This window comes from Variovorax sp. YR752 (assembly GCF_943372545.1).
On sequence record NZ_CALRZC010000132.1, the window covers coordinates 1 to 23,200 of the forward strand.

Here is a 23,200-nt window from a genome sequence, read left to right on the forward strand (position 1 = left end):
TGCGCAGCCGCAGCGTCTGCGTCTCGCCGTCGCGCAGCTGCCATTCCCAGGGTGCGGCCCGGCCGCTGGTGGGCGAGGCGTAGTTGATCGCGAAGTGCTGCGGCAGGTCGGCCGGCGTGCGCGGCGTGCCGTGCTGCGTAAGGTACGCCGGGCTCGCGCAGTTGATGAGCGTGAAATGCCCCAGCGGCCGGGCCACGAGGCTGCTGCTGGCGAGCGGGCCGACGCGCAGGGCGCAGTCCACGCCTTCGAGCACGAGGTCGACCGCGCGGTCGCTGGAACCGAGTTCCAGTTCGACCGCCGGGTGGCGCGCAAAGAAGTCCGGCAGCGCCGGCGCGATCAGCAGGCGCGCGATGCGGCTGGGCACATCGACCTTGAGTCGCCCGCTCACGCTGCTGTGCGCGGGCTGGAACTGCTGCTCCATGTCTTCCATGTCGGCCACCAATGCGCGCGCCCGCTCGAGCAGCACCTCGCCGTCGGGCGTGAGGCCCACGCGGCGCGTGGTGCGGTGCAGCAGGCGCGAACCCAGGCGGGCCTCGAGTTGCTGGATGGCGGTCGAGATGGTGGCGCGCGGCAACGCCAGCCGGTCGGCGGCACGCGTGAAGCTGCCGGTTTCGGCCACGCGCAAAAAGACCTGGAGGAGTTCGATGCGGTCCATGGCGGCGTGGCTGATTGTTCGTAATTTTCAGAACAGTCTAGCCTTGAATGAATGATTTATCTGCAACTTGGCGATCAATAGACTGGCGGCTCGTCACACATCCCGTCCCGGGTTTTCTTCATTCATCCAGAGGAGTTCATCCATGTCCGCACGCACGCTCACGAACAAGGTCGCCGTCATCGCCGGCGGTGGCAAGAACCTCGGTGCCCTCATCGCCCATCTGCTGGTCGACGGCGGCGCCCGCGGCATCGCCATCCACTACAACAGCGACAGCTCGCGCGCCGAGGCCGAGCAAACGGCCGCCGCGCTGAAGGCCAAGGGCGCCGACACGCTGCTGGTGCAGGGCGACCTCGCCGTGGTCGAGAACAACGTGAAGCTGTTCGACCAGGCCGTGAAGCACTTCGGCCAGGTCGACCTGGCGATCAACACGGCGGGCGTGGTGATCAAGAAGCCGATCCTGGACATCACCGAGGCCGACTACGACAAGAGCTTCGACGCCAATTCCAAGGCGGCCTTCTTCTTCATCCAGCAGGCCGGCCGCACGATGGCCGACGGCGGCAGCATCGTGACGCTGGTGAGCTCGCTGCTCGCGGCCTACACGCCGTTCTATGCCATCTACCCGGCGGCCAAGGCAGCAGTGGAGCACTTCACGCGCGCGGCCTCCAAGGAGTTCGGCGAGCGCGGCATCTCGGTGAACGCCATCGGCCCGGGCCCGATGGACACGCCGTTCTTCTACGGCCAGGAAAGCCCCGAGGCCGTGGCGTACCACAGCACGGCCGCCGCGCTCAGCAAGTACTCGAAGAAGGGCCTCACCGACATCGAGGACATCGCGCCCATCGTGCGCTTCCTGGTCACCGAGGGCTGGTGGATCACGGGCCAGACGATCTTCGCCAACGGTGGCTACACCACGCGCTGACCCGGCAACATCGGGCACGATCAATCCGGGAGGACAACGCAGATGCACACAGTCATGGTGATGGGAGGCGGCTTCGCGCTGCTGGTGGTGTTTCTTCTGGCCGGCCGCTTCATGGGCGACGGCTCGTCGATGGCGCTGGCCGCTGCGGCCAAGTGGTTCATTCCGGCGTGGTTCGTCGGCGCGGGCATCAACATGGCCGTGGGCGTGCTCAAGGCCGGGTACTCGGTGGCCGAGGAGCTGCCGATCTTCCTGTTCATCTTCGCGGTGCCCGCTTTGGTGGCGGGGTTGCTGTGGTGGAAGTTCGGGCGCTGACATTGCCCTGAATGCCCCCGTGCCGGCGGCGTCATCGCGCCACGGCACAATCGTCGGATGCTCATGTATCCGCAGATCAATCCCGTCGCCTTGCAGCTGGGGCCGGTGGCCATTCACTGGTACGGCCTGACCTACCTGGCGGCCTTCGCGCTGTTTTACTTTCTCGGCACGCGCCGCCTGCGCCACGAGCCGTTCCGCTCGCTGGCCACGGCCGGCGTGTGGCAACGCAAGGACATCGAGGACATCCTGTTCCTCGGCGTCATGGGCGTCATCGTCGGCGGCCGGCTCGGCTACTGCCTGTTCTACAAGCCCGAGTACTACCTCACGCACCCGCTCGAGATCCTGTATGTGTGGCAGGGCGGCATGAGCTTCCACGGCGGCCTGCTCGGCGTGGTCGGCGCCATGGTGTGGTTTGCGCGTTCGCGTGCGCGGCCGTTCTGGCAGGTGATGGATTTCGTCGCGCCCTGCGTGCCGACCGGCCTGGCCGCGGGCCGCGTGGGCAACTTCATCAACGGCGAACTGTGGGGCCGTTTCAGCAGCCCCGATCTGCCGTGGGGCATGGTGTTCCCCCAAAGCGGCTCGACGCTGCCGCGCCATCCGTCGCAGGTCTACCAGTTCCTGCTCGAAGGCCTGTTGCTGTTCGTCGTGATGTGGCTCTACGCGCGCAAGGAGCGCAAGCAGGGGCAGGTGGCCGCCGTGTTCCTTATCGGCTATGGCGTGCTGCGCTTCGTGGCTGAGTACTTTCGCGAGCCGGACGATTTCCTGGGCCTGCGTGCACTGAGCCTGAGCCAGGGCCAGTGGCTCAGCGTGCCGATGGTGATCGGCGGCATCGCGCTGTGGATCTGGTTCGGCCGGGCCGGCAAGACCGGCAGCACCGCGCGCGCCTGATCTCTCAGTCCTCCGCACAACGCGGCGCAGCACCTTCGGGTGCGCGCCGCTTTTTTTCGTCCGTCTCAGGGTAATTCCGGGCCGCTGGGGCAGGGCGTGGCCCTTGCATTGCATTAACTGTCCGCTCACAATTATGCGTAATTACAGGAAATTACGCGAAACGCCCACCGACTTTCCGAGTCTTCAACGCATGCGCCTGGTCCCCAATTCCCTCCACGACGAAGTCGCCGCCACGCTGCGCGAGCAGATCTTCGACGGCACGCTGGCGCCCGGCAGTTTCGTGGACGAGGCGGCCCTGTGCGAGCGGCTGTCGATTTCGCGCACGCCGCTGCGCGAGGCGCTGAAGGTGCTCACCGCCGAAGGCCTGCTGCGCCACGAGCCGCGCCGCGGCTGCTTCGTGAACGAGGTGACCGAGCGCGACCTCGACGAGATCTTTCCGGTCATTGCGCTGCTCGAAGGGCGTTGCGCCTACGAGGCTGCGCGCAACGCCAGCGACGCCGAGCTGAACGAGCTCGACGCATTGCACGAGCGCCTGGTGCGCCACGCCAAGGCGCGTCGCATCAACGACTACTACGCCACCAACCACATCATTCACGAGGCGATCATCAAGCTCGCCGACAACAAGTGGCTGGCCCAGGTGATCGGCGACCTGCGCAAGATCTTGAAGCTCGCGCGGCTGCAGCAGCTGCACGCGCCGGGGCGGCTCGACCAGAGCCTGTCGGAGCACCTGGCCGTGTTCGCGGCGCTCAAGGCGCGCGACAGCGAAGGCGCCGACGCCGCCATGCGCACCCACATGACGCGCCAGCGCGAGGCGCTGCGCGAAGTGATGCAACAGCAGAAATCCCGGGTGATGCCGTGACAGGCACCGCCCATATAGCCAACGGCACAGGAGCAGATCGATGAGTGCGACCGAGTGGTTCCAGGCGCGCCTGCGCATGGGCGAATCGTCCAAGGTCCCCGTGGCGAGCAACGGCGCCACGAAGGGCTCGGCCCGCCACACGCCCAAGCCCAGCGCCCGCACCACCGCCGAGCGGCTGCAGGCCACGCTGCGCAAGGCCGACGAGGCGCTGTCGCCGCGCACGCTGCGCCGCGTGCTCGCCGAACTGCAGGCCGTGATCGATCCGCGCGTGAGCGAGGTCGAAGGCGGCCGCCGCGCCCATGCCATCGCGCAGGCCTACGCCGGCGCCTCGCCCGAAGAGCGCCGTGACTACTGGGCGCTCATGAGCGAGCACTTCGCCGCCGACGCGGGCAAGCTCAACAGCGCGCGCGACCAACACCAGACCGCCGTCGGCACGCCCGACGAAGGACAGGCCGAGCTGCGCCTGCGCCGCGCGCTGGTGTCGCCGCGCATGCGGCTGCTGCAGCGCTTCGCGGTCGAGCCCGGCGGCATGCGCTTTCTGGTCGACCTGCGCGCCGACCTGCTGCCGTGCCTGAAGTCCGACAAGCGCCTGCTCGCGCTCGAGGCCGAGCTGGAGCACCTGTTTTCCACCTGGTTCGACGTGGCTTTTCTCGAGCTGCGCCGCATCGACTGGAACTCGCCGGCCTCGCTGATCGAGAAGCTCATCCGCTACGAAGCGGTGCACGACATCAAGAGCTGGTCCGATGTGAAGAACCGGCTCGACGACAGCGACCGCCGCTGCTACGGCTTCTTCCATCCGCGCCTGCCGAACGAGCCGCTCATCTTTGTCGAGGTGGCGCTGGTCGACCGCATCAGCGAAGGCATCATGCCGCTGCTCGACGAGGCCGCCGTGCCGGTGCAGCCGGCCAAGGCGACCACCGCGATCTTCTATTCGATCAGCAACACGCAGACCGGCCTGCGCGGCGTGAGCTTCGGTGACTCGCTCATCAAGCGCGTGGTCGAGACCCTGCAGGACGAACTGCCGCGCCTGAAGACCTTTGCCACGCTGTCGCCCATTCCGGGCCTGCGCACATGGCTCGCCAAAAACGCCGCCGAGCTGCTGCCGCGCCTGGACGAGAAGCGCGAAGCCGAACTCGGCCGCCTCGTCGGCTCGGTGCCGCCGACGGCCGAGCGCTTGCTCGCTGCAGTCGATGCGGCCGCGGAACTCGACGCCAAATCGCCGCTGCGCCAGTGGCTGCTGCAGGTCGCCGCCGAGTACCTGGGCCGCACGCTGGTCGACGGCACGCCGGCCGACCCGGTGGCGCGCTTTCACCTGGGCAACGGCGCGCGCGTCGAGCGGCTCAACTGGGCCGGCGACCCGTCGACCAAGGGGCTCAAGCAGTCGTATGGCCTCATGGTCAATTACCTGTACGACCTCAAGCGCCTGGACCGCCATCGCACCTGGCTGGCCGAAGGCAAGATCGCAGTTTCGGGAGACATCGAAGGCCTGTTTCTCAAAAAAGGCTGAGTCCGTTCGCTTCGCCGCGGCAGCGCTGCGGCCCGCACCTTGACCGCCGGAGGGCGGCAACTTCCACAACGACGACGACAGGAGACAAGACAGATGACGCAACAGAGTTTTCAACGACGCGATGTGCTGCGCGTCGCCGCCGCTGCCGGGGCCGTGGCCCTTTGCGGCGGTGCGCGCGCCCAAGGCTGGCCGACCAAGCCGGTGACCATGGTGGTGCCGTTCCCGGCCGGCGGAGGCACCGACGCCTTCGCCCGCCCGCTGTCGGCACAGTTCTCACGCGCGGCAGGCCAGACGCTGGTCATCGACAACCGCGGCGGCGCGGGCGGCACCGTGGGCGCGAGCATCGCGGCCAAGCTGCCGGCCGACGGCTACTCGCTCTTCATGGGCGCCGTGCACCATGCGATCGCGCCGTCGATCTACCCCAAGCTCGACTACGACCTCGAGAAAGACTTCGTGCCCCTGATGCTGCTGGCCAACGTGCCGCAGGTGGTGGTGGTCAACCCGAAGCGGGTGCAGGCCGCGACCATTCAGGAGCTCATCGCCACGGTCAAGCGCAACCCCGGCAAGCTCAACTACGGTTCGGCCGGCTCGGGCACCTCGCACCACCTCGCGGGCGAGCTGTTCAAGCTGCAGACCGGCACCTTCATCACCCACATTCCGTACCGCGGCGCGGGCCCGGCGCTGTCCGACCTGATCGCGGGCAACGTCGACCTGATGTTCGACGGCCTGGGTTCTTCCGCGCAGCACATCAAGGGCGGGCGCATCAAGGCGCTCATGGTCGCCGGTGCCAAGCGCAACCCCGCATTCCCCGACGTGCCCTGCGCCGCCGAAGTGGGCCTGCCCGACTACACCGTCACCACCTGGTACGGCCTGTGGGCGCCCAAGGGCACACCGGCCGAAGCGCAGACGCAGATCATCGACACGATGAAGAAGGCGCTCGGCACCGACGAACTCAAAGCCATCTGGGCGCAGAACGGCTCCGAGATTCCGAACGTCACGAACGCCGCCTACGGCCGGTTCGTCAACGCCGAGATCAAGCGATGGGCGACCGTCGTGAAGGCCTCGGGCGCCAAGCTCGAATGAGCGATCGGCAGGTCTCGCTGCGCCGCGAAGGCGCCGTGGCGGTCGTCACGCTGTCGAACCCGGGGCGCCTCAATGCGATGACGCGCGCCATGTGGCGCGAGTTGCGTGCGGTGTTCGACGGCCTGCGTGCCGACGACGACTCCGCGCTGCGCTGCGTCGTCGTGCGCGGGGAGGGCGGTGCCTTCTGCGCGGGCGGCGACATCTCCGAGTACCCCTCGTTCCGCTTCGAGGAAGCGAGCCTGCGCGAGTTTCACGAGAACGAAGTCTGGGCCGCGCTGCAGGCGATGCTCGACTGCCCGCTGCCGCTGGTGGCCCAGATCGAAGGCGCCTGCATGGGCGCCGGCGTCGAGATCGCGAGTTGCTGTGACATCCGCCTGGCCGGCGCGTCGTCGAAGTTCGGCGCGCCGATCGCGAAGCTGGGCTTCCCGATGGCGCCGCGCGAAGCCGCGTTGGTGCATGGCGCCATCGGCGACGTGCTGGCGCGCGACATGCTGCTGGCCGCCGGCGTGCATGGCGCGCAGCGGCTGTACGACGCCGGCTTTCTGCTGCACGTGCTGCCCGACGCCGAGGTGCCGGCCGCCGCGCAGGCGCATGCCGCGCGCATCGCCGCGCTGTCGCCGCAGGCCGCACGCCTGCACAAGGCCACCTTCACCGCACTGAAGCGCGGCGGCACGGCGGCACAGCAGCTGCTGGCCACCGCGTATGACTACGCCGACACCGCCGAGCACCGCGAAGGCATCGATGCCTTCCTGGCCAAGCGCCCTCCGAATTTCCGCTCTTCCTGAGCCTGCCGTTCGATGATGACGAAGATGATGAAGACGAAGTCCTCCCCCAACGCCAACCTGTTCGCCGCCTTGCGCGCGGCCTTTCCCGCCGACCTCGACGCCATCGCGGTCGAGACCGAGAACGGCCTGCACTACTCGTGGCGCGACCTCGACCGCGCCAGCGCGATGATCGCCAACCTGCTCGACGGCCTGAAGCTCGAGAAGGGCGCGCGCGTCGCCGTGCAGGTCGAGAAATCGGTCGAGGCCATGCTGCTGTACCTCGCGACCTTGCGTGCGGGCTACGTGTTCCTGCCGCTCAACACGGCCTACCAGAGCGCCGAGATCGAGTACTTCATCGGCAACGCCGAGCCCGCCGTGGTCGTGTGCACCGGCCGCAATGCGGCCTGGGTGCGCCCCATCGCCGAAGCAGCCGGCACGCGCCATGTGTTCACGCTGGACGACGACCGCACCGGCACGCTGCTCGATGCCGCGGCGCGCTGCAGCGATCGCCACACCGTGGCCATCAAGAAGCCCGACGACCTCGCCGCCATCCTGTACACCAGCGGCACCACGGGCCGCAGCAAGGGCGCGATGCTCACGCACCGCAACCTGCTGTCGAACGCCGAAGTGCTCAAGACCTACTGGGGCTGGAAGAAGGGCGACGTGCTGATCCACGCGCTGCCCATCTTCCACGTGCACGGCCTGTTCGTGGCGCTGCACGGCGCGCTGCTCAACGGCAGCAAGATGCTGTGGTTCTCGAAGTTCGACCCCAAGCGCATCGTCGCCAAGCTGCCCGAAGCCACCGTGTTCATGGGCGTGCCCACGCTCTACGTGCGCCTGCTGGCCGAGCCCGGCCTCACGCGCGAGGCGGTGCGCACCATGCGCCTGTTCGTCGCGGGCTCGGCGCCGCTGCTCATCGAAACGTTTGACGAATGGCGCGAGCGCACCGGCCACACCATCCTCGAACGCTACGGCATGAGCGAGACCGCGATGCTCACGTCCAACCCGTATGACGCGAAGAAGGGCGAGCGCCGCGGCGGCACCGTCGGCTTCGCGCTGCCCGGCGTTCAGCTGCGCGTGCGCGACGACGAGGGCAAGGACCTGCCGGTCGACGAAATCGGCGGCATCCAGGTGAAGGGCCCCAACGTGTTCGCCGGCTATTGGCGCATGCCCGAGAAGACCAAGGAAGAGTTCACCGCCGACGGCTTCTTCAAGACCGGCGACGTGGGCAAGATCGATGCGCGCGGCTACATCACCATCGTCGGGCGCAGCAAGGACCTGATCATCAGTGGCGGCTACAACGTGTACCCCGCCGAGATCGAGGGCTACATCAACGAGATGGCCGGCGTGGCCGAAAGCGCCGTCATCGGCGTGCCGCACCCCGACTTCGGCGAGGTGGGCGTGGCCATCGTGATCCCCAAGGCGGGCGCCGCGATCGACGCCGACGCCATCGTGGCCGAGCTCAAGGCCAAGCTCGCGAACTTCAAGATCCCGAAGCGCTGCTTCGTCGTTCCCGAGTTGCCGCGCAACACCATGGGCAAGGTGCAGAAGGCGCTGCTGCGCGCCGAGCACAAGGCGCTGTTCGCCTAGGTTCTCGCGATCCTCGGCGCGAGGGCCGTGATGCGCGGCTCGTGAAAGATCAGCGCGTCCACTTCGCCGGGTGAAGGCCGGCGGAACTCGACGCCGAAGCCTTCCAGCGTGTCGACCTTGAAGTTGCGCCCGTTGGCCGGCAGCAACCGGTGGGTCGGCTGGCCCGGAATCGTCATGGCGAGCTGGCCCATGGCGTCGAGCCTGATCTCGATCACGCGGCCGCTGTGCAGGTAGTCGCCGGCGCAGAGCTTGCGGAAGGCCGCATCGAGCACATCGCCGGCCGCGACACGGCGAAACACGATGTCGTCGACCATCTGCTCGAACGGAATTTCGAGGCGGTCGATGCGTCCCTGCCGGTCGTAGCGGAAGGTGACGGTGCGGTCGCTGGGGTGCAGCAGCGTCGGCCGGTCGGGTGTGACGAACACGTCGTAGTGGCGGTGTTCGAGCGTGTCTTCGACACCGCGCCACCGCCACGCGAGCCCGTCCGCCTGCTGCTCGATGCGGACCCGTCCGTAGGCCGGGTGGTCGTAATCGCCGACATAGTCTTCCAGCGCATGGCTCGGCCGCGTGCCGCTCTGGCGCACGTCGGCCTTGGCTTTCTTGTCGATCTCGATCTGGTCGAGGGCCTGCTTGCGCCGGGGCGCCAGCCGGCCGAACCAGTCGATCGGGTCGCGGCCGCAGAGGCGGTCGAGCACCGCGTAGGTGAGGATGGCGTTGGTGCTGCCCGGCGCGCGGTTGGTGAGCACCACCACGCCGGCGCGGCGCTCGGGCTGTATCGTCATGAGCGTGCCCCAGCCGGCCCAGGAGCCCGAGTGGGCGATGGTGCGCTCGCCGCGGTAGTGCTCGCAGAACAGGCCGAGGCCGTAGTGCGAGTCACCGATCTCGGTGAATTCGGAGCGCGCCATGTGCACGCGCGGCGTGGTCATTTCGCGCAGCGCCTGCGCCGAGAGCAGCTGCCGTTCGCCCGCCTTGCCGTCGAGCAGAAAGCGCGCCCATTTCGCCATGTCCGAGACCGACGCGTTGATGCCGCCAGCGGGTGTGGCGCGAATGGGTGACAGCGGCGTGCGGTGGCGTTCGTTGCCGTCCATCGCGTGCGGGCGCGCGCCGTCTTCGGCCGCGCCGAGCGCTTCGATGGAAAAGCCGAAGTGCTTGAAGCCCAGCGGCCGCATCAGGTGCTCGGTGGTGAAGTCCTGGTAGCTCTGGCCGCTGATCCGTTCGGTGACCATGCCCGCGACGAGGTAGCCGAGGTTCGAGTACTGGAAGGTGTCGCGCAGGTCCTTGTTCGGCGCGAGGTGCCTGAGCGCCGCCAGCATCTGCGCGTTGCTCAAGTCGCCGGGCATGTGGATCCAGTCGTGGCGTGGCAGCCCGCTGTGGTGGCACAGCAGATCGCGCACGGTCAGGCGCCCGGTCACCACCGGATCGCGCAGGCGGAATTCGGGAAGCACCTCGCGCACCGGCTGGTCCCAGTCGAGCTTGCGTTCGTCGACCAGCAGGCCGAGTCCGGCCGCGGTGAACGACTTGGTGAGGGAGCACAGCAGAAACTGCGTGTCGGGGGTCACGGGCAGGTCCGTGTCGGTGTCTCGCACGCCGTAGCCTTTCAGCACGGCAATTTCGCCGTCCTGGATGACGGCCAGCGCGAGCCCGGGGACTTTCCATTCCTTCATCGAGGCTTCGACGAGGCTGTCGAGATCGTTCCACATGGGTGGGGCTCCTTGCCTTGGTTGCCTGGGATAGGGTCGCGCATCCTACGGCATCCCGACCGCCCGACCGTGCATGTGCCTAGGTCATGGCAAGCCCGTTCATGAGCCCGCTGCCCGCGTGGCAGTTGATGTATTCGTAGCGTTGCTCGTCGGCTTTCAGCACCGACACCTCGTGGTACACGCGCAGCTGCAGCTGGAAGTTCAGCGCCTGCACGTAGCGCATGAAGCTGCCGAAGATCGCGACGTGTGTGGGGTGCGACTCGGCCCAGCGCTCCATGTCGGCGAGCGAGCGCCAGTAGCTCAGGCCGAAAGACTTCTGCAGCGGCGCGCCGGCCGCGTCGAGGTGGTGCATGTAGCGGTTGCTGTAGCAGCCGATGGCCAGGCCCTGGTCGCGCAGGAAGTCCATGCCTTCGCGCAGCACCGGCTCCATGTCTTCGAGGTAGAGCGTGCGTTCCTGGCCCGTGGTGTCGGTCCATTCCTGGCCCGAACGGATCATCGCGATGTTCTCGTGGCCGGCAATGCGCACGCGTTGCCCCAATGCCGGCGTGCCCGTGACGACGGCGCGCATGCCCGAGGGCGCCAGCGCATCGGTCTGCGACAGCGCAATGCGGTCGCGCATCGAACCCCAGTAGCCGTGTTCCTGCAACTCGCCGCTGACGTCGCCCATGACCACGCCGACGCCTTCCATGCGGTCCGGCGTGTTGAACATGGTCTCGAAGTGCTCGACGCGCGGCGAGGCGATTTCGCGGAAGTAGCCCAGGCCTTCCGTCAGGCGTTCGTCGGCGCGCCACCATGCGTCGATCTCGGGCGTTGCGAGCCAGCGTGCGTGGGCCGCCGCGTCGTGCCAGTACGCGATGGCGATCATGTTGTCGAAGCCGTCGGCATCGACGAAGTGCGTCAGATCGTGGTGGCCCGGCCCGTCGGGCAGCGCGAAGCTGCGCACGATCTTCTGTAGCGCGGCGCAGGCGCGGCCCTGCATGTCGGGGCCACGCGACTGCACGCCGAAGCAGCCCATGACCACCTGCGTGACGGAGGTGGGCGCGCGGGCCGACCAGACGGGGTAGGGCGGCGTGTAGTCGTCCTCGACGCGGCGGTGCCGCGTGCGGGGGCATTTCAGATGCTCGGCAATGGCGGATTCCATGGTGCGGCTCCGTCGTCGTTCAGGCCACGACCGGCTCGGGCACGCTGCCTTCGGGCTCCGGCGTGAGCTGCACCACCACGGGCGTGCGGCGCGTCTTGTTCAGCAGCAGCTGCGTGACGTCGGGCCGCGAGTAGTGGCCGCTCGGGTCGGCCGCCGCCTTGGCGAGCGCGATCATGCCGAGGTCGATGTCGGCGATCACCAAGCCTTCGGCGTCCTCGGCCAGCGGTGTGCCCAGCGGCGAACCGTCGGGGCCGTAGATGCGCGCATGCCCGCCGCCGACGCCCAGCATCTGCCGCTTGCCGTCGTCGGTGCACATCAGCTCGCTCATGGCCTTCGACACCGTGGCGCAGGGCGCGATGACGAAGCAACCGCCCTCGACCGCATACACCTGGCTCGCGGCGTTGTTGACCTCGTGGCCCAGCGCGTAGGCTGCGCCGCGGTAGAGCGAAAAGCTTGGCCACGCGCCGCAGTGGATCTGCTCGTTCTGCGCATACATCGCGTACTTGCTCAGCGGCTGCAGGTGCTCCCAGCAGCACAGCGAGCCGATGTTGCCCAGCGGCGTCTCGACCACGTGCAGGTCGGCGCCGTCGCCTTCGCCGAACACCGTGCGTTCCACGTGCGTGGGCTTGAGCTTGCGGCGCGTCTGCACGGTGCGGCCCTGGTCGTCGATCAGCGCCTGCGCGATGTACAGGCTGCCCGCCGCTTTCTCGCTGTAGCCGAGCGAGAGCCAGATCTTGTGCTGGCGCGCGGCAGCCTGCAGGCGCTCGAACTCGGGCGAGCCGACGACCAGCGAGTTGTCGTGGTAGCGCTGCACGAACTGCATGCCCCAGGCCGGCGAGTCGAGCCACGTCCACCACGGATAGCCGGGCACCCAGGTCTCGGGAAAGGCGATGAGCTGCACGCCCTGTTGCGCGGCCTGCGCCATCAGGTCGATGGTCTTGTCGATGGTGGCGTCGAGGTCGAGGAACACAGGGGCGGCCTGCACGGCGGCGACGCGAAGCTTGGGGTGGACGGTGGTCGGCATGGGGTGTTCTCCAGAGTGCAATGAACGTAACGAAATCCCCGCCGTGCGCACCGGGTTTGCGCGGTGGCATGCGGGTTGCATGAAGCGTAGATTCGCGCCGCCGGAACGCCTTGACCCGGATTGGCGGCGTTCTTGTTCCAGCGTTGCATGCGCCTTTGCGAAGGCCTTCCGAGGACCCCGATGACCCATCTGCTCAGCACCGATGCCGTTTCGCGCGACCAGCGGCTCGCGTACTGGACCGACATGATTTGCAACGTCTACGTGCAGCTCGAATGCGATGCGGTGCGCCCCGGTGACGGCGGCGACTTCGAGGGCAGCATCCGCCAGCACGCGCTGCCCGGCCTCGGCATGTCGGTCGTGACCTCGCGCGCGCAGAAGGTGATGCGCACGCCGCGCCACATCGCGGCGTCGAGCGACGACTGCTTTCTTGTCAGCATCCAGGCGCGCGGGCAGGGCGTGGTGCGCCAGGACGGGCGCGACGCCGTGCTCGGCGCCGGCGACTTCGCGCTGTACGACAGCACGCGGCCCTACGAGTTGCTGTTCGACCAGCCCTTCGAGCAGATCGTGCTCAAGCTGCCCGGCGAGCGGCTGCGCAGCGAACTGCGCGACACCGAGGCGCTCACGGCCACCACGGTGTCAGGGCGCGAGGGCGCGGGGCACCTGCTGCTGGGCATGATCCGCACGCTGCGCGAAGACTTCGACGCGCTGCAGCCGGCCTCGGCACTGGCGGTGGCGCACGGCGTGCAGAACATCCTCGTGGCCGGCCTGCAGACGCTGCCCGCGGCGCACGCCCCGGCGCTCAGCAACCTCACGGCGTACCACCTGGGGCGCGTGAAGCAGCGCATCGACGAGCAGCTGGCCGATCCGACGCTGTCGGTGGGCACGCTGGCGGCGCAGCTGGGCATGTCGGTGAGCCACATCCACCGCGTGTTCAAGAGCGAGCCGCTGACGCCGTCGCAGTACATCTGGGAGCGCCGCCTCGACGCGTGCAGCCGCGACCTGCTGGAGCCGCGCCTGGCAGGGCGGCCGGTGGGAGAGATCGCGTATGGGAGGGGGTTCAACGACGCGGCGCATTTCAGCCGCGCGTTTCGCGAGCGCTTCGGATGTTCGCCGCGCGAATGGCGGCGGCAGCGCGCGCAGCAATGACTGCGGCGACGGCGCATCGGCCGTCGCCGGGTTGACGGGTCTGCTTACTGGACCAGCAGTACCGAGATGTCGGTCTCGGCCACGACCTTGGTCGCCACCGAACCCATCAGCGCGCGGCCCAGGATGCCGTGGCCGTGCGTGCCGAGCACGATCATTTCGGCCTTCGATTCGCTGGCCGACTTGAGAATTTCTTCGGCCGCGTGGCCGTGGCGCGCATCGGCGGTGAAGTTGGCCACGCCCTTGTCGGCGAACCAGGCCTTCACCGGGTCGAGCACCTTGGCGTTTTCCTCGGCGTAGTAATCGGTGACGATTTCCTTGCTGAGGTGTCGTGCCACGTGGCCGGAGATGCCGGTGCAGACATTCACCACCACCAGCTCATGGCCGTCCACGAACATGGCGCGGTTGGCGAGCAGGTAGTTGAGGGCTTTTTGCGTGTAGGCGCTGCCGTCGACGGCAATGAGGATTTTCATGGCTTTCCTTTTACGACTATGAACAACAGCTGCATAGGATGGCACAGGAACGCCGGTGAACGTTTGATATGCCTCAGCCGCGCAGGCCCTTCCAGAGCATGTAGGCGGCCAGCAGGTACAGGATGCTCGCGAACACGCGCTTGAGCTTTTTCACCGGCAGGCTGTGCGCGGCCTTGGCGCCCAGTGGCGCGGTGAACACGCTGCAGGCCGCGATCACCACGAGCGCGGGCAGCCAGATATAGCCGAAGGCGCCGGCCGGCAGGCCCTGCACCGACTGGCCGGCGAGCACGTAGCCCAGCACGTTGGCCACCGCAATCGGAAAGCCCAGCGCCGCGCTGGTCGCCACCGCGTTGTGGATCGCGACGTTGCACCAGGTCATGAACGGCACGCTGATGAAGCCACCGCCCGCGCCCACCAGGCCCGAGATGAAGCCGATGGTGCCGCCCGCCGCCAGTTGGCCGCCGGTGCCGGGCATCTGGCGCGTCGGCTTGGGCTTCTTGTCGAGAAACATCTGCGTGGCCGAGAAGCCCACGAACAGCGCGAAGAAGATGGCGAGCGCCGTGCCCTTGAGCAGCGCGAACACGCCCAGGCTGCCCGCGAGGCTGCCGATGACGATGCCGGGTGCCAGGCGCTGCACGATGTCCCAGCGCACCGCGCCGCGCTTGTGGTGCGCGCGCACGCTGGACACCGACGTGAAGATGATCGTCGCCATCGAGGTCGCGATCGCCATCTTCACCGCGAGGTCGGCCGGCACGCCGCGCTGGCCCATGATGATCGTGATGAACGGCACCATCAGCATGCCGCCGCCGATGCCCAGGAGGCCCGCGAGGAAACCGGTGCCCAGGCCGAGCGCGGCGAGTTCGGCGATCAGGAGCGGGTCGAGCAGTGCGGTGAAGTTCACGGGGTGTTGGGAAAAAGAGCGGCTGAAAAAGCAACGGCCCCGTGCAGTGAAGCAGGGGGCCGTGGCGGGAAAAGGTGTCTGCAGATGGTGTGCCGGACCCGCATCCTGAACCAGGGTTCAGGTGGGCGAGGGCAGCAAGACTTCGGGTTCATCTGACGCGAGATGATCACGCCCGTCTAGCGATGTACCAAGCCCGGCTCCGGAGAGCATTGGAACAAGGAAATATTAAGCCCGACACGTCTGCAGACGAAGTGGATTTTACGCCCCGTCTGCGTCGCGCCGCGTGCCTTCAGAGCAAATGTCCATCGCCCGCCAGGGCTTGATCGAGTCTTTGAATGAGCTGGGCGGCCTGCGGGTCGGTGTCACCGGAGGTTCCGCCGGTGCTGGCGGCCGTTGCAACTGCGACGGCAGGGGCCGGTGCGGCGGCGGCAGCGGCCTGTTGTGCGGCGAGATCGAAAGCCAGGTTCAGCGAGGCGAGCACGGCGATGCGATCGCGGGCCTTCACCTTGCCTGCATCGCGGATCTTGCACATGGCCGCGTCCACGCGGTCGACGGCCTCGCGCAGTTGCGCCTCACCGCCGTCGGGACAGCCGAGCAAGTAGCTCTGGCCCATGATCTGTACTTCAATCTGCTTCATGCGTGATGGGAATCTTCGGAAGGGGGTTCGGCCGGCAGCCGTTCGAGCAGGGCATCGAGGCGCGTGCGGGCCGCGGCGAGCCGCGACTTCAGGCCGTCGCGTTCACGCGTGAGCGCATCGACCTGTTCCTGCAGCAGCACATTGGTGCGCTGCACCTCTTCGTGACGCACAAGCAGGCGTTCCACACGCTCGGCGATCTGGTCGATGGGGCTGGAGGCGGGCATGGTTGGCGATTGTAGTTTCCCGGGAATTCGGAAGGTCTGGCGCACCGCGCGGGCGCGCGCCGGACGTGGCCGAGATTCTGGGGCCTGCGCCGCCTGCGATCAAACCTCGTGTGGCGTGGCCGCCCCGTGGGCCTAAAATCTCGCCCGTTGGTGCTCGCGGCGTGGTTCGCACGGCGCAGTTCAACGGGAAGCAGGAGTGGACGCCCCCCGGGGCCGATGCCGCCTGCGCTGCCCCCGCAACGGTCAAGCAGACGACGCCGCAAGGCGTCACCCCTTTCCATCCAGCCACTGGGCGCTCTGAAACAGGCGCCTGGGAAGGCGGCAAAGGGTCGATCTGCCAGCCCGGATACCGGCCAACAAGGCGGCTGCCGCATCGGCAGCCATGACGCCCATGGCGCCGGCGGGGAAGCCGGCCAGGGCATAGAAGTTCGTTCGGTTCATCCCATGATTTCCTGTGTTTCCCTCTCCAGCGGCCGCGCCAGCGTGCGCCGCAGCCGTCCCGCGTGCCTGCCGCTGACGCTCGCCCTGGCCTCGGCCTTCGGCGGCCTGGCCTTGGTGCCGCTGGCTGCGCACGCGCAAACCGCCGCTGCTGCCACGCTCGACGAGACCGTCGTCACCGCCAACCGCACGCCCCAGGCGCTGTCGGACCTGGTGGGCGATGTCTCCATCGTCGACCGCAAGACCATCGAGCGCAGCGGCGCGACCGGCGTGGCCGACGTGCTGGCGCGCCTGCCCGGCATGGAGATCTCGCGCAGCGGCGGCGTGGGCAACGCCACCAGCGTGTTCATCCGCGGCGCCGAATCACGCTTCACCGCGGTCTACCTCGACGGCGTGCGCATCGACTCGCAATCGACCGGCGGCGCCGGCTGGGAAGGCATTCCGCTGTCGCAGATCGATCGCATCGAAGTGCTGCGTGGCCCGGCCGCTGCGGTGTACGGCTCGGACGCCGTGGGCGGCGTGATCCAGCTCTTCACCAAGCGTGGCGAAGAGGGCGTGTCGCCCTACGCCGGCATCGGCTTCGGCAGCCACGGCCTGCGCCGCATCGAAGGCGGTGTGAGCGGCAAGTCGGGCCTGCTTGATTACTCGTTCGGTGTGGCGCATGAAGAAAGCAAGGGCTTCAACGTGCAACCCCTCGCCAAGCGCACGCCCTCGAAAGACGGCTTCACCAACCCCGACCGCGACGGCTACCGCAGCACCTCGGGCAACCTGAAGCTGGGTTTCCAGATCACACCCGACCAGCGCCTCGACGCCACCTTGCTCACCAGCAACACCGAGGCGGCCTACGACCCGTCGGTGAGCTTTCGCACCAAGCTGCCGATCACCTTCCGCGACGACGTCTCGACCAACGAACTGCGCACCGCCGGCCTGACCTGGTCGGCCAAGTGGAACGACATCTACAGCACCCGCCTGCAGGTGACCGATTCGCAGACCGTCTACAAGACCCAGCCATCGTTCTATCGCACCGAGACCCGCCTGCGCGGCTACCTGTTCCAGAACGAATTCCGCTTCGGCGCGCACCTGGTCACCGCCACGCTCGAGCGCCGCGAAGACGCTCTCGAAAACGCGCCGACCACCTCGGCCAAGCTGTTCTCGCGCGACCGCTCGCAGAACGCCGCCGCGTTGGGCTACGGCTATGTGAAGGGCCCGCACTCGCTGCAGTTGCACGTGCGGCACGACGACGACAGCGAGTTCGGCGGCAAGACCACCGGCAGTGCCGCCTACGGCTACGCCATCACGCCGAGCCTGCGCGCCACCGTGTCGGCTGGCACCGCGTTCCGCGCGCCCACGCTGTACCAGCGCTTCAGCGAATACGGCCTGGCGAGCCTGCAACCCGAGTCGAGCCGCAACGTCGAGCTGGGCCTGCAGTACACGGCCGGCGCCACGCAGGCCGGCATCGTGCTGTACCGCAACCGGGTGCAGAACCTCATCGTGTTCGACGGCAGCGCCAAGGGCTGCCAGTCGTCGTTCGGCTGCTACGCCAGCACGGCGCGCGCACGCTACCAGGGCGTGACGCTCACGGGCGGCCACCGCATCGGCGACGTCACGCTGCGCGCCTCGCTCGACTACCAGGACCCGCGCGATCTCGCCACCGACAACCTGCTGGCACGCCGCGCCCGGGCCCACGGCACGCTGGGCGCCGACTGGCGCGTCGCCGGCTGGACGCTGGGCGCCGAGATCCAGAGCTCGGGCAAGCGTTTCGACGACGCGGCCAACACCGTCAAGCTCGGCGGCTACACGCTGCTCAATCTGTCGGCCAGCACGCAGATCACGCGCGACCTGAACCTCGTGGCGCGCGTGGACAATGTGGGCGACAAGGACTACCAGTTCGCACGGCTCTACGCCAACGGGGGCCGCACCGCGTACGTCGGACTCAAGTGGACTCCGCAGTAAACACCCGCCGTTTCCCGCCCAGCACCACCGGCGCCGCCACCTGCGCCGCGGTGCTCGTGGCCGCGCCGGCCTCGGGGCAGGGCAAGACCACCGTCGCGGCCGCGCTCGCGCGGCTGCACGTGCGCCAGGGCCGCCGCGTGCGGGCCTTCAAGTGCGGGCCCGACTTCCTCGATCCGCACTGGCTCGCGCTGGCCACCGGCGCGCCGGTGCACTCGCTCGACCTGTGGATGACCGGCGAGGCCGACTGCCGCGCGCGCCTGCATGCCGCCGCGTGCGAGGCCGACCTGGTCATCGTCGAAGGCGTGATGGGCCTGTTCGACGGCACGCCCAGCGCCGCCGAACTGGCCGCGCGCCTGGGCCTGCCCGTGCTTGCCGTGATCGACGCGCACGCCATGACCGGCACCTTCGGCGCACTGGCCTACGGCCTGCAGAATTTCCAGCCGGGCCTGCCCTGGGCCGGCGTGCTGGCCAACCGCGTGGCCAGCGAGCGCCATGCCGACATGCTGAAGGACGCGTTGCGCGAGCCCGCCGACTGGCTCGGCGCTTTGCCGCGCAGCGCCGACTTCGCGCTGCCCGAACGCCACCTCGGGCTGGTCGGCGCGGCCGAACTCGGCGACGCGATGGAGCGGCTCGACGCTGCGGCCGACGTGCTCGCCACCACGCCGCTCGGACAGCGCGCGCCCGAGCAGTTGCCGCAGGTGCGCTTCGAGCCGGAGGCCGCTGCGCCCATCGCGCCGCTGCTGGCCGGTCGCACCATCGCCATCGCGCGCGATGCGGCGTTCTCTTTCATCTACCCGGCCAACCTCGACGTGCTCGAAGCCCTCGGCGCGCGGCTTGCGTTCTTCTCGCCGCTGGCGGATGAGCCGCTGCCGCCGTGCGACGCGGCCTGGTTTCCCGGCGGCTATCCCGAGCTGCATGCCGAAGTGCTGTCGGCCAGCGACCGGCTGCGGCTTTCGCTTGCCAATCACGTGACCACCGGCAAGCCGATCTGGGCCGAGTGCGGCGGCATGATGGCGCTGTTCGACGAACTCGCCACGCGCGACGACGCCGAACCGCACGACGTGCATCGCCTCTGGGGCGTGCTGCCGGGAAGGGCGGTCATGCAGAAGCGACTCGCCGGCCTCGGCCCGCAGCAGCTGGACCTGGGCGCGCATGCCTTGCGCGGCCACACCTTCCACTACTCGCGCTGCGAGACGCCGCTCGCGCCCGCCGCGCGCACCGTCGGCACGCGCGGTGGCGAAGCGCTGTACGTGCACGGCCCCGTGCGCGCGAGCTACTTCCATGCGTGGTTCGCGTCCAGCCCGGAGGCGACCGCGCGGCTCTTCGGCGCCATGCCCCTCGAACTCGACAGCCACGCCGCACAGGCGTCTTCCGATGCCCCTCATTGAGCACGAATTCATCCTCGGCGGCCAGAAAAGCGGCAAGTCGCGCCGTGCCGAACAGCGCGCCGCCGACTGGCTCGTCGCTGCGCCCACATCGCGCCGCGCGGTGCTGATCGCCACTGCGCAGGCCCACGACGACGAGATGCGCGATCGCATCGCGCGCCACCGGAGCGACCGCGCCGAGCGTGTACCCGGACTGCAGACCCTCGAGGAGCCGATCGAGCTGGCGCGTGCCATCGTCACGCAGAGCGCGCCCGACACGCTCGTGGTGGTCGACTGCCTCACGCTGTGGCTGACCAACCTGCTGATGCCGCTGCGCACCCAGGGTGCCGCCGTGGTCACGCGCACGCCCTCGGCGCACGCCACGCTGCTGCTCATCGCGCTGCGTGAAGCACGCGGGCCGGTGGTGCTGGTCGGCAACGAGATCGGCCTGGGCGTGATCCCGCTGGGCCGCGAGACCCGCGCCTTCGTCGACGTGCTCGGCCGACTGAACCAGGACGTGGCCGCCGCCTGCCACCGCGCGACGCTGATGGTCGCCGGCCTGCCGCTGACGCTGAAGGCGCCTGCCGCATGACGTTCGAACCCATGAAGACATGGCTGCGTGCGCTCTCGCTCGGCCTTGCGTTGGTGGTGTGCGCGCAGGCTGCGCAGGCCATCGACGTGGTCGACGAGCGCGGCGTCACCGTGCACCTGGCGCAGCCGCCGCAGCGCATCGTCTCGCTGCTGCCGTCGCTGACCGAGGGCGTCTGCGCGCTTGGCGCTTGCGACCGGCTGATCGGCGTCGACCGCTATTCCAATTCGCCCGCGCAGGTGCGTGCGCTGCCGCAGCTCGGCGGCGGGATCGACCCGAATGTCGAAGCCATCGTCGCGCTCAAGCCCGACGTGGTGCTGCTCGCCAAGTCGTCGCGCGTCACGCAGCGGCTGGAGGCGTTGGGCCTGAAGGTGATCGTGCTCGAACCCAAGAGCCACGCCGACGTGCGCCGCGTATTGAGCGCGCTCGACCAGGTGCTCGGCACGCACGAGGCGTCTGCCGTCTGGCGCGCCATCGATGCGGCCGTGTCCGCCGCGGCGCAGTCGCTGCCCGCCAGCGCCAAGGGCCTGCGTGTGTACTTCGAGGTCAACACCGGCCCGTACGCGGCGGGCGATTCGTCGTTCATCGGCGAGACGCTGGCGCGGCTCGGCGTGAAGAACATCGTGCCCGCGTCGCTCGGCCCCTTTCCCAAGCTCAACCCCGAGTTCGTCGTGCGCGCGAACCCCGACCTCATCATGGTCAGCGTGCGCAGTGCGATGGGTCTGGAGCAGCGCCCCGGCTGGGGCGGCATCCGCGCGGTGCGCGAAGGCCGCGTGTGCCGCTTCGACGCCGAGCAGACCGACGTGGTCGTGCGCCCCGGCCCGCGCATGGACGAGGCCGCGCGCCTGATGGCGCAGTGCCTGTCGGACAAGGGACGGTGAGCGGCATGCATTCAGCCCATCTGCGTCGCGTGCTGCTGCTCGGTGCCGGCTTGCTCGTGCTGGGCGCGGCGTTGCTGCTCTTCGGCCTGGGCATCGGCAGCACCGGTTTCCAGAGCCTGCTGTCCGCGCGGCACGACCCGGTGGCGCTGCAGATCGTCTGGGACATCCGCCTGCCGCGCACCCTCGGTGCATGGCTCGCGGGCGCGCTGCTCGGCCTCGCCGGTGCGGTGGCGCAGGGCCTGTTCCGTAATCCGCTGGCCGATCCGTACCTGCTGGGCAGTGCCTCGGGCGCGTCGCTCGGCGTGGCGCTGGCGCTGATGCTGTTCGGTGGCTCCGTCACCAGCACGCAATGGGTGATGCGCATCGGGCTCACAGGCGCGGCTTTCGTCGGCGCCGTGGCCGCGGTGCTGCTCACGCTGACGCTGGCGCGCGGCGTGCAACAGACCCTGCGGCTGCTGCTCGCAGGCGTGATCGTCGGCGTGGTGCTGGGCGCCGCGAAAGACCTCATCACCATCGCCTCGGCCGACATCCTGCAGGCGCTGCAGGGCTTCGTGCTCGGCAGCACCGGCTTGGTCGGCTGGACCGCCTGCGCGGTGATGGCGGCGGTCGGCTTAGCCTGCCTGCTGCTGGCCTGGGCGCTCGCGCCGGTGCTCGACGGGCTCGCGCTCGGCGAGGCCACGGCGCGCAGCCTCGGGTTGCCGCTCGGTGGCATGCGCGCCGCGCTGGTGGCGGTGCTGGCGCTGGCGACTGGCGCCGCCGTCGCGCAGACCGGCCTGATCGCTTTCGTCGGCCTCGCCGCACCGCACCTGGTGCGTTCGGTGGTCAAGACCACGCATGCGCGGCTGATCGTGTTGTCAGCGTTGATGGGCGGACTGCTGCTGATGGCAGCCGACCTGCTGGCGCGCTGGCTGATCGCACCGCAGGAACTGCCGGTGGGCGTGCTCACGGCCGTGCTCGGCGGCAGCTACCTGCTGTGGCTGATGCACCGGCGCGGCGCGAAGGGAGGCGGACTGTGAGCCGCACCCCATCCGCCGCGCTCGAAGCGCAGGGCCTCAGCGCCACGCTCGGCTCGGTCGAGGTGCTGCACAGCATCGACCTGTCGCTCGCCGCCGGCCGATGGACCAGCATCGTCGGACCGAACGGGGCCGGCAAGTCGACGTTGCTGAAAGCGCTGGCGGGCCTGCTCGCACACCGCGGCGAGGTGCGGCTCTTCGGCGAGGCGCAAGCCGCTGTGCCGGCCCGCGTGCGCGCACGGCGTCTGTCATGGCTCGGTCAGAGCGGCACGGGCGAGGGCAGCGCCGACGACCTGATGGTCTACGACGTCGCCATGCTCGGGCGCCTGCCGCACCAGCGATGGCTCGCGGCACCTAGCGACGCCGACCGCGACGCCGTGGAGCGCGCACTGCGCAGCACCCAGGCCTGGGATTGGCGCGACCGTCCGTTGGGACAGCTCTCGGGCGGTGAGCGCCAGCGTGTGCTGCTGGCGCGCGCGCTGGCGGTCGAGGCTGAGCTGCTGCTGATGGACGAGCCGCTGGCGAATCTCGATCCGCCGCATCAGGCGGACTGGATGAACACGACGCGCGAGTTGGTCGCTCAGGGCCGCACGGTGGTCAGCGTGTTGCACGAACTGCCGATGGCGCTGGCTGCGGACGAACTGGTCGTGATGAATCGGGGGCGGGTGGTGCACCACGGTGCTTGTTCCGACCCTGTGACGCACGCGGCGCTCGAACAGGTGTTCGACCATCGGATTCGCGTGCATCGCGTGGCGGACCAATGGATCGCATTGCCGCTATGACGCCTCGCGCATCGAGTCATTCAGGGCGCGCTCCCGCCGACGGGGCACCTTGCTCCGCGAATGTCCCCCGGCCTGCGGCCTCCTCCTTGATTTCGCTGCGCAAGGCACCCCATCGACGTGAGCGTCGGGCGGTGCGGTTGTTGATCGACCAGCACAACGACCGCGCTCAGTGTGCGCAGGACACAGGGTGCTTCCCGCAGCGAAATCAAGGAGGGGCGGGCTCAACCCGTCGATGCAACGGTCTGCCAGAGTACCTCAGCAGGGTTGGCAAAGCCAAGTGTCTGTCTTGGTCGACCGTTCATTTCATTGGCGATGCGATCGAACTGGGCCTGCGTGAGGTGAGAGAAGTCCTTGCCCTTGGGC

23 protein-coding genes and 1 riboswitch are annotated in these 23,200 nt (G+C 68.8%); of the genes, 15 read left to right on the forward strand and 8 right to left on the reverse strand.

Annotation, left to right across the window (positions count from 1 at the left end; genetic code table 11):
* On the reverse strand, positions 1-655 hold a 655-nt coding region (locus AAG801_RS25685), incomplete at its 3' end, for a LysR family transcriptional regulator (protein WP_341890928.1).
* 142 nt (positions 656-797) lie between these two features.
* On the opposite strand from AAG801_RS25685, the gene AAG801_RS25690 reads away from it, so the two are divergent.
* The 8 genes from AAG801_RS25690 (at position 798) to AAG801_RS25725 (ending at position 8,574) form a co-directional block, all read left to right on the forward strand.
* On the forward strand, positions 798-1,571 hold the full coding sequence (locus AAG801_RS25690; RefSeq protein ID WP_099796742.1) for an SDR family oxidoreductase: 774 nt from the start codon (positions 798-800) through the stop codon (positions 1,569-1,571).
* 42 nt (positions 1,572-1,613) lie between these two features.
* Positions 1,614-1,883: a hypothetical protein gene (locus AAG801_RS25695; protein ID WP_062480550.1), complete on the forward strand. Its 270-nt coding sequence runs from the start codon at positions 1,614-1,616 to the stop codon at positions 1,881-1,883.
* Positions 1,884-1,940: 57 nt separating this feature from the next.
* The gene (lgt, locus tag AAG801_RS25700) at positions 1,941-2,771 is read left to right on the forward strand and encodes a prolipoprotein diacylglyceryl transferase (RefSeq protein WP_101492952.1); all 831 of its coding nucleotides are present in this window, start codon (positions 1,941-1,943) and stop codon (positions 2,769-2,771) included.
* A 190-nt stretch (positions 2,772-2,961) separates the two neighbouring features.
* Positions 2,962-3,630 carry a GntR family transcriptional regulator gene (locus AAG801_RS25705; RefSeq protein WP_101492953.1) on the forward strand — a complete coding sequence of 223 codons (669 nt, stop codon included), beginning with the start codon at positions 2,962-2,964 and terminating at the stop codon, positions 3,628-3,630.
* Positions 3,631-3,670: 40 nt separating this feature from the next.
* A complete protein-coding gene (locus AAG801_RS25710; protein WP_341890929.1) occupies positions 3,671-5,137 on the forward strand; it encodes a malonyl-CoA decarboxylase in 1,467 nt (488 codons plus the stop codon).
* 93 nt (positions 5,138-5,230) lie between these two features.
* On the forward strand, positions 5,231-6,220 hold the full coding sequence (locus AAG801_RS25715; protein ID WP_101492955.1) for a tripartite tricarboxylate transporter substrate binding protein: 990 nt from the start codon (positions 5,231-5,233) through the stop codon (positions 6,218-6,220).
* The gene (locus AAG801_RS25720; protein WP_341890930.1) at positions 6,217-7,005 is read left to right on the forward strand and encodes an enoyl-CoA hydratase/isomerase family protein; all 789 of its coding nucleotides are present in this window, start codon (positions 6,217-6,219) and stop codon (positions 7,003-7,005) included. The genes AAG801_RS25715 and AAG801_RS25720 overlap by 4 nt, the downstream gene beginning before the upstream one ends.
* Positions 7,006-7,032: 27 nt before the next feature.
* Positions 7,033-8,574: a malonyl-CoA synthase gene (locus AAG801_RS25725; RefSeq protein WP_341890931.1), complete on the forward strand. Its 1,542-nt coding sequence runs from the start codon at positions 7,033-7,035 to the stop codon at positions 8,572-8,574.
* On the opposite strand, the gene AAG801_RS25730 is transcribed toward AAG801_RS25725, so the two are convergent.
* The 3 genes from AAG801_RS25730 to AAG801_RS25740 all read right to left on the reverse strand — a co-directional run bounded on the left by AAG801_RS25730 (position 8,571) and on the right by AAG801_RS25740 (position 12,439).
* Positions 8,571-10,274 (reverse strand): serine hydrolase, encoded by a 1,704-nt coding sequence (locus AAG801_RS25730; RefSeq protein ID WP_341890932.1) that lies wholly within the window; start codon positions 10,272-10,274, stop codon positions 8,571-8,573. The genes AAG801_RS25725 and AAG801_RS25730 overlap by 4 nt on opposite strands.
* A 79-nt stretch (positions 10,275-10,353) precedes the next feature.
* Positions 10,354-11,415: a phenylacetaldoxime dehydratase family protein gene (locus AAG801_RS25735; protein WP_341890933.1), complete on the reverse strand. Its 1,062-nt coding sequence runs from the start codon at positions 11,413-11,415 to the stop codon at positions 10,354-10,356.
* A gap of 19 nt (positions 11,416-11,434) precedes the next feature.
* Positions 11,435-12,439: a carbon-nitrogen hydrolase family protein gene (locus AAG801_RS25740; protein WP_341890934.1), complete on the reverse strand. Its 1,005-nt coding sequence runs from the start codon at positions 12,437-12,439 to the stop codon at positions 11,435-11,437.
* A gap of 180 nt (positions 12,440-12,619) precedes the next feature.
* Here AAG801_RS25740 and AAG801_RS25745 point away from each other — a divergent pair, with 180 nt between their 5' ends.
* Positions 12,620-13,585 carry a helix-turn-helix domain-containing protein gene (locus AAG801_RS25745; RefSeq protein WP_341890935.1) on the forward strand — a complete coding sequence of 322 codons (966 nt, stop codon included), beginning with the start codon at positions 12,620-12,622 and terminating at the stop codon, positions 13,583-13,585.
* 44 nt (positions 13,586-13,629) lie between these two features.
* Here AAG801_RS25745 and AAG801_RS25750 read toward each other — a convergent pair whose 3' ends face one another.
* The 4 genes from AAG801_RS25750 to AAG801_RS25765 all read right to left on the reverse strand — a co-directional run bounded on the left by AAG801_RS25750 (position 13,630) and on the right by AAG801_RS25765 (position 15,817).
* Positions 13,630-14,055 (reverse strand): universal stress protein, encoded by a 426-nt coding sequence (locus AAG801_RS25750; RefSeq protein ID WP_192196537.1) that lies wholly within the window; start codon positions 14,053-14,055, stop codon positions 13,630-13,632.
* A gap of 73 nt (positions 14,056-14,128) precedes the next feature.
* The gene (locus AAG801_RS25755) at positions 14,129-14,956 is read right to left on the reverse strand and encodes a sulfite exporter TauE/SafE family protein (protein ID WP_319360884.1); all 828 of its coding nucleotides are present in this window, start codon (positions 14,954-14,956) and stop codon (positions 14,129-14,131) included.
* A 289-nt stretch (positions 14,957-15,245) separates the two neighbouring features.
* A complete protein-coding gene (locus AAG801_RS25760) occupies positions 15,246-15,593 on the reverse strand; it encodes a cell division protein ZapA (protein ID WP_341890936.1) in 348 nt (115 codons plus the stop codon).
* Positions 15,590-15,817 carry a DUF904 domain-containing protein gene (locus tag AAG801_RS25765; RefSeq protein ID WP_101492963.1) on the reverse strand — a complete coding sequence of 76 codons (228 nt, stop codon included), beginning with the start codon at positions 15,815-15,817 and terminating at the stop codon, positions 15,590-15,592. Before AAG801_RS25765 ends, AAG801_RS25760 begins: the two co-directional genes overlap by 4 nt.
* A gap of 131 nt (positions 15,818-15,948) precedes the next feature.
* Positions 15,949-16,190, forward strand: a riboswitch (cobalamin riboswitch).
* A gap of 71 nt (positions 16,191-16,261) precedes the next feature.
* Here AAG801_RS25765 and AAG801_RS25770 point away from each other — a divergent pair.
* From AAG801_RS25770 to AAG801_RS25795, 6 genes are read left to right on the forward strand one after another with little or no spacing between them, the layout of a single operon-like run.
* Entirely contained in the window at positions 16,262-18,208 is a 1,947-nt protein-coding gene (locus AAG801_RS25770) for a TonB-dependent receptor (protein ID WP_341890937.1), read from the forward strand.
* Entirely contained in the window at positions 18,193-19,596 is a 1,404-nt protein-coding gene (locus tag AAG801_RS25775) for a cobyrinate a,c-diamide synthase (RefSeq protein WP_341890938.1), read from the forward strand. Before AAG801_RS25770 ends, AAG801_RS25775 begins: the two co-directional genes overlap by 16 nt.
* Entirely contained in the window at positions 19,583-20,164 is a 582-nt protein-coding gene (locus tag AAG801_RS25780) for a bifunctional adenosylcobinamide kinase/adenosylcobinamide-phosphate guanylyltransferase (RefSeq protein ID WP_341890939.1), read from the forward strand. Before AAG801_RS25775 ends, AAG801_RS25780 begins: the two co-directional genes overlap by 14 nt.
* Positions 20,161-21,042, forward strand: a complete 882-nt coding sequence (locus tag AAG801_RS25785; RefSeq protein WP_341890940.1) for a helical backbone metal receptor — start codon at positions 20,161-20,163, stop codon at positions 21,040-21,042. The genes AAG801_RS25780 and AAG801_RS25785 overlap by 4 nt, the downstream gene beginning before the upstream one ends.
* Before the next feature lie 5 nt (positions 21,043-21,047).
* Positions 21,048-22,058: an iron ABC transporter permease gene (locus tag AAG801_RS25790; RefSeq protein WP_341890941.1), complete on the forward strand. Its 1,011-nt coding sequence runs from the start codon at positions 21,048-21,050 to the stop codon at positions 22,056-22,058.
* Positions 22,055-22,837 (forward strand): ABC transporter ATP-binding protein, encoded by a 783-nt coding sequence (locus tag AAG801_RS25795; protein WP_341890942.1) that lies wholly within the window; start codon positions 22,055-22,057, stop codon positions 22,835-22,837. The genes AAG801_RS25790 and AAG801_RS25795 overlap by 4 nt, the downstream gene beginning before the upstream one ends.
* Positions 22,838-23,200 lie beyond the last annotated feature (363 nt).

Excerpts from the sequence above, each read along its gene's own strand:
- AAG801_RS25690 (WP_099796742.1), top strand. The coding sequence starts at position 798 with ATGTCCGCACGCACGCTCACGAACAAGGTCGCCGTCATCGCCGGCGGT.
- AAG801_RS25695 (WP_062480550.1), top strand. The coding sequence starts at position 1,614 with ATGCACACAGTCATGGTGATGGGAGGCGGCTTCGCGCTGCTGGTGGTG.
- lgt (WP_101492952.1), top strand. The coding sequence starts at position 1,941 with ATGCTCATGTATCCGCAGATCAATCCCGTCGCCTTGCAGCTGGGGCCG.
- AAG801_RS25705 (WP_101492953.1), top strand. The coding sequence starts at position 2,962 with ATGCGCCTGGTCCCCAATTCCCTCCACGACGAAGTCGCCGCCACGCTG.
- AAG801_RS25710 (WP_341890929.1), top strand. The coding sequence starts at position 3,671 with ATGAGTGCGACCGAGTGGTTCCAGGCGCGCCTGCGCATGGGCGAATCG.
- AAG801_RS25715 (WP_101492955.1), top strand. The coding sequence starts at position 5,231 with ATGACGCAACAGAGTTTTCAACGACGCGATGTGCTGCGCGTCGCCGCC.
- AAG801_RS25720 (WP_341890930.1), top strand. The coding sequence starts at position 6,217 with ATGAGCGATCGGCAGGTCTCGCTGCGCCGCGAAGGCGCCGTGGCGGTC.
- AAG801_RS25725 (WP_341890931.1), top strand. The coding sequence starts at position 7,033 with ATGAAGACGAAGTCCTCCCCCAACGCCAACCTGTTCGCCGCCTTGCGC.
- AAG801_RS25730 (WP_341890932.1), bottom strand. The coding sequence starts at position 10,274 with ATGTGGAACGATCTCGACAGCCTCGTCGAAGCCTCGATGAAGGAATGG.
- AAG801_RS25735 (WP_341890933.1), bottom strand. The coding sequence starts at position 11,415 with ATGGAATCCGCCATTGCCGAGCATCTGAAATGCCCCCGCACGCGGCAC.
- AAG801_RS25740 (WP_341890934.1), bottom strand. The coding sequence starts at position 12,439 with ATGCCGACCACCGTCCACCCCAAGCTTCGCGTCGCCGCCGTGCAGGCC.
- AAG801_RS25745 (WP_341890935.1), top strand. The coding sequence starts at position 12,620 with ATGACCCATCTGCTCAGCACCGATGCCGTTTCGCGCGACCAGCGGCTC.
- AAG801_RS25750 (WP_192196537.1), bottom strand. The coding sequence starts at position 14,055 with ATGAAAATCCTCATTGCCGTCGACGGCAGCGCCTACACGCAAAAAGCC.
- AAG801_RS25760 (WP_341890936.1), bottom strand. The coding sequence starts at position 15,593 with ATGAAGCAGATTGAAGTACAGATCATGGGCCAGAGCTACTTGCTCGGC.
- AAG801_RS25765 (WP_101492963.1), bottom strand. The coding sequence starts at position 15,817 with ATGCCCGCCTCCAGCCCCATCGACCAGATCGCCGAGCGTGTGGAACGC.
- AAG801_RS25770 (WP_341890937.1), top strand. The coding sequence starts at position 16,262 with ATGATTTCCTGTGTTTCCCTCTCCAGCGGCCGCGCCAGCGTGCGCCGC.
- AAG801_RS25780 (WP_341890939.1), top strand. The coding sequence starts at position 19,583 with ATGCCCCTCATTGAGCACGAATTCATCCTCGGCGGCCAGAAAAGCGGC.
- AAG801_RS25785 (WP_341890940.1), top strand. The coding sequence starts at position 20,161 with ATGACGTTCGAACCCATGAAGACATGGCTGCGTGCGCTCTCGCTCGGC.
- AAG801_RS25790 (WP_341890941.1), top strand. The coding sequence starts at position 21,048 with ATGCATTCAGCCCATCTGCGTCGCGTGCTGCTGCTCGGTGCCGGCTTG.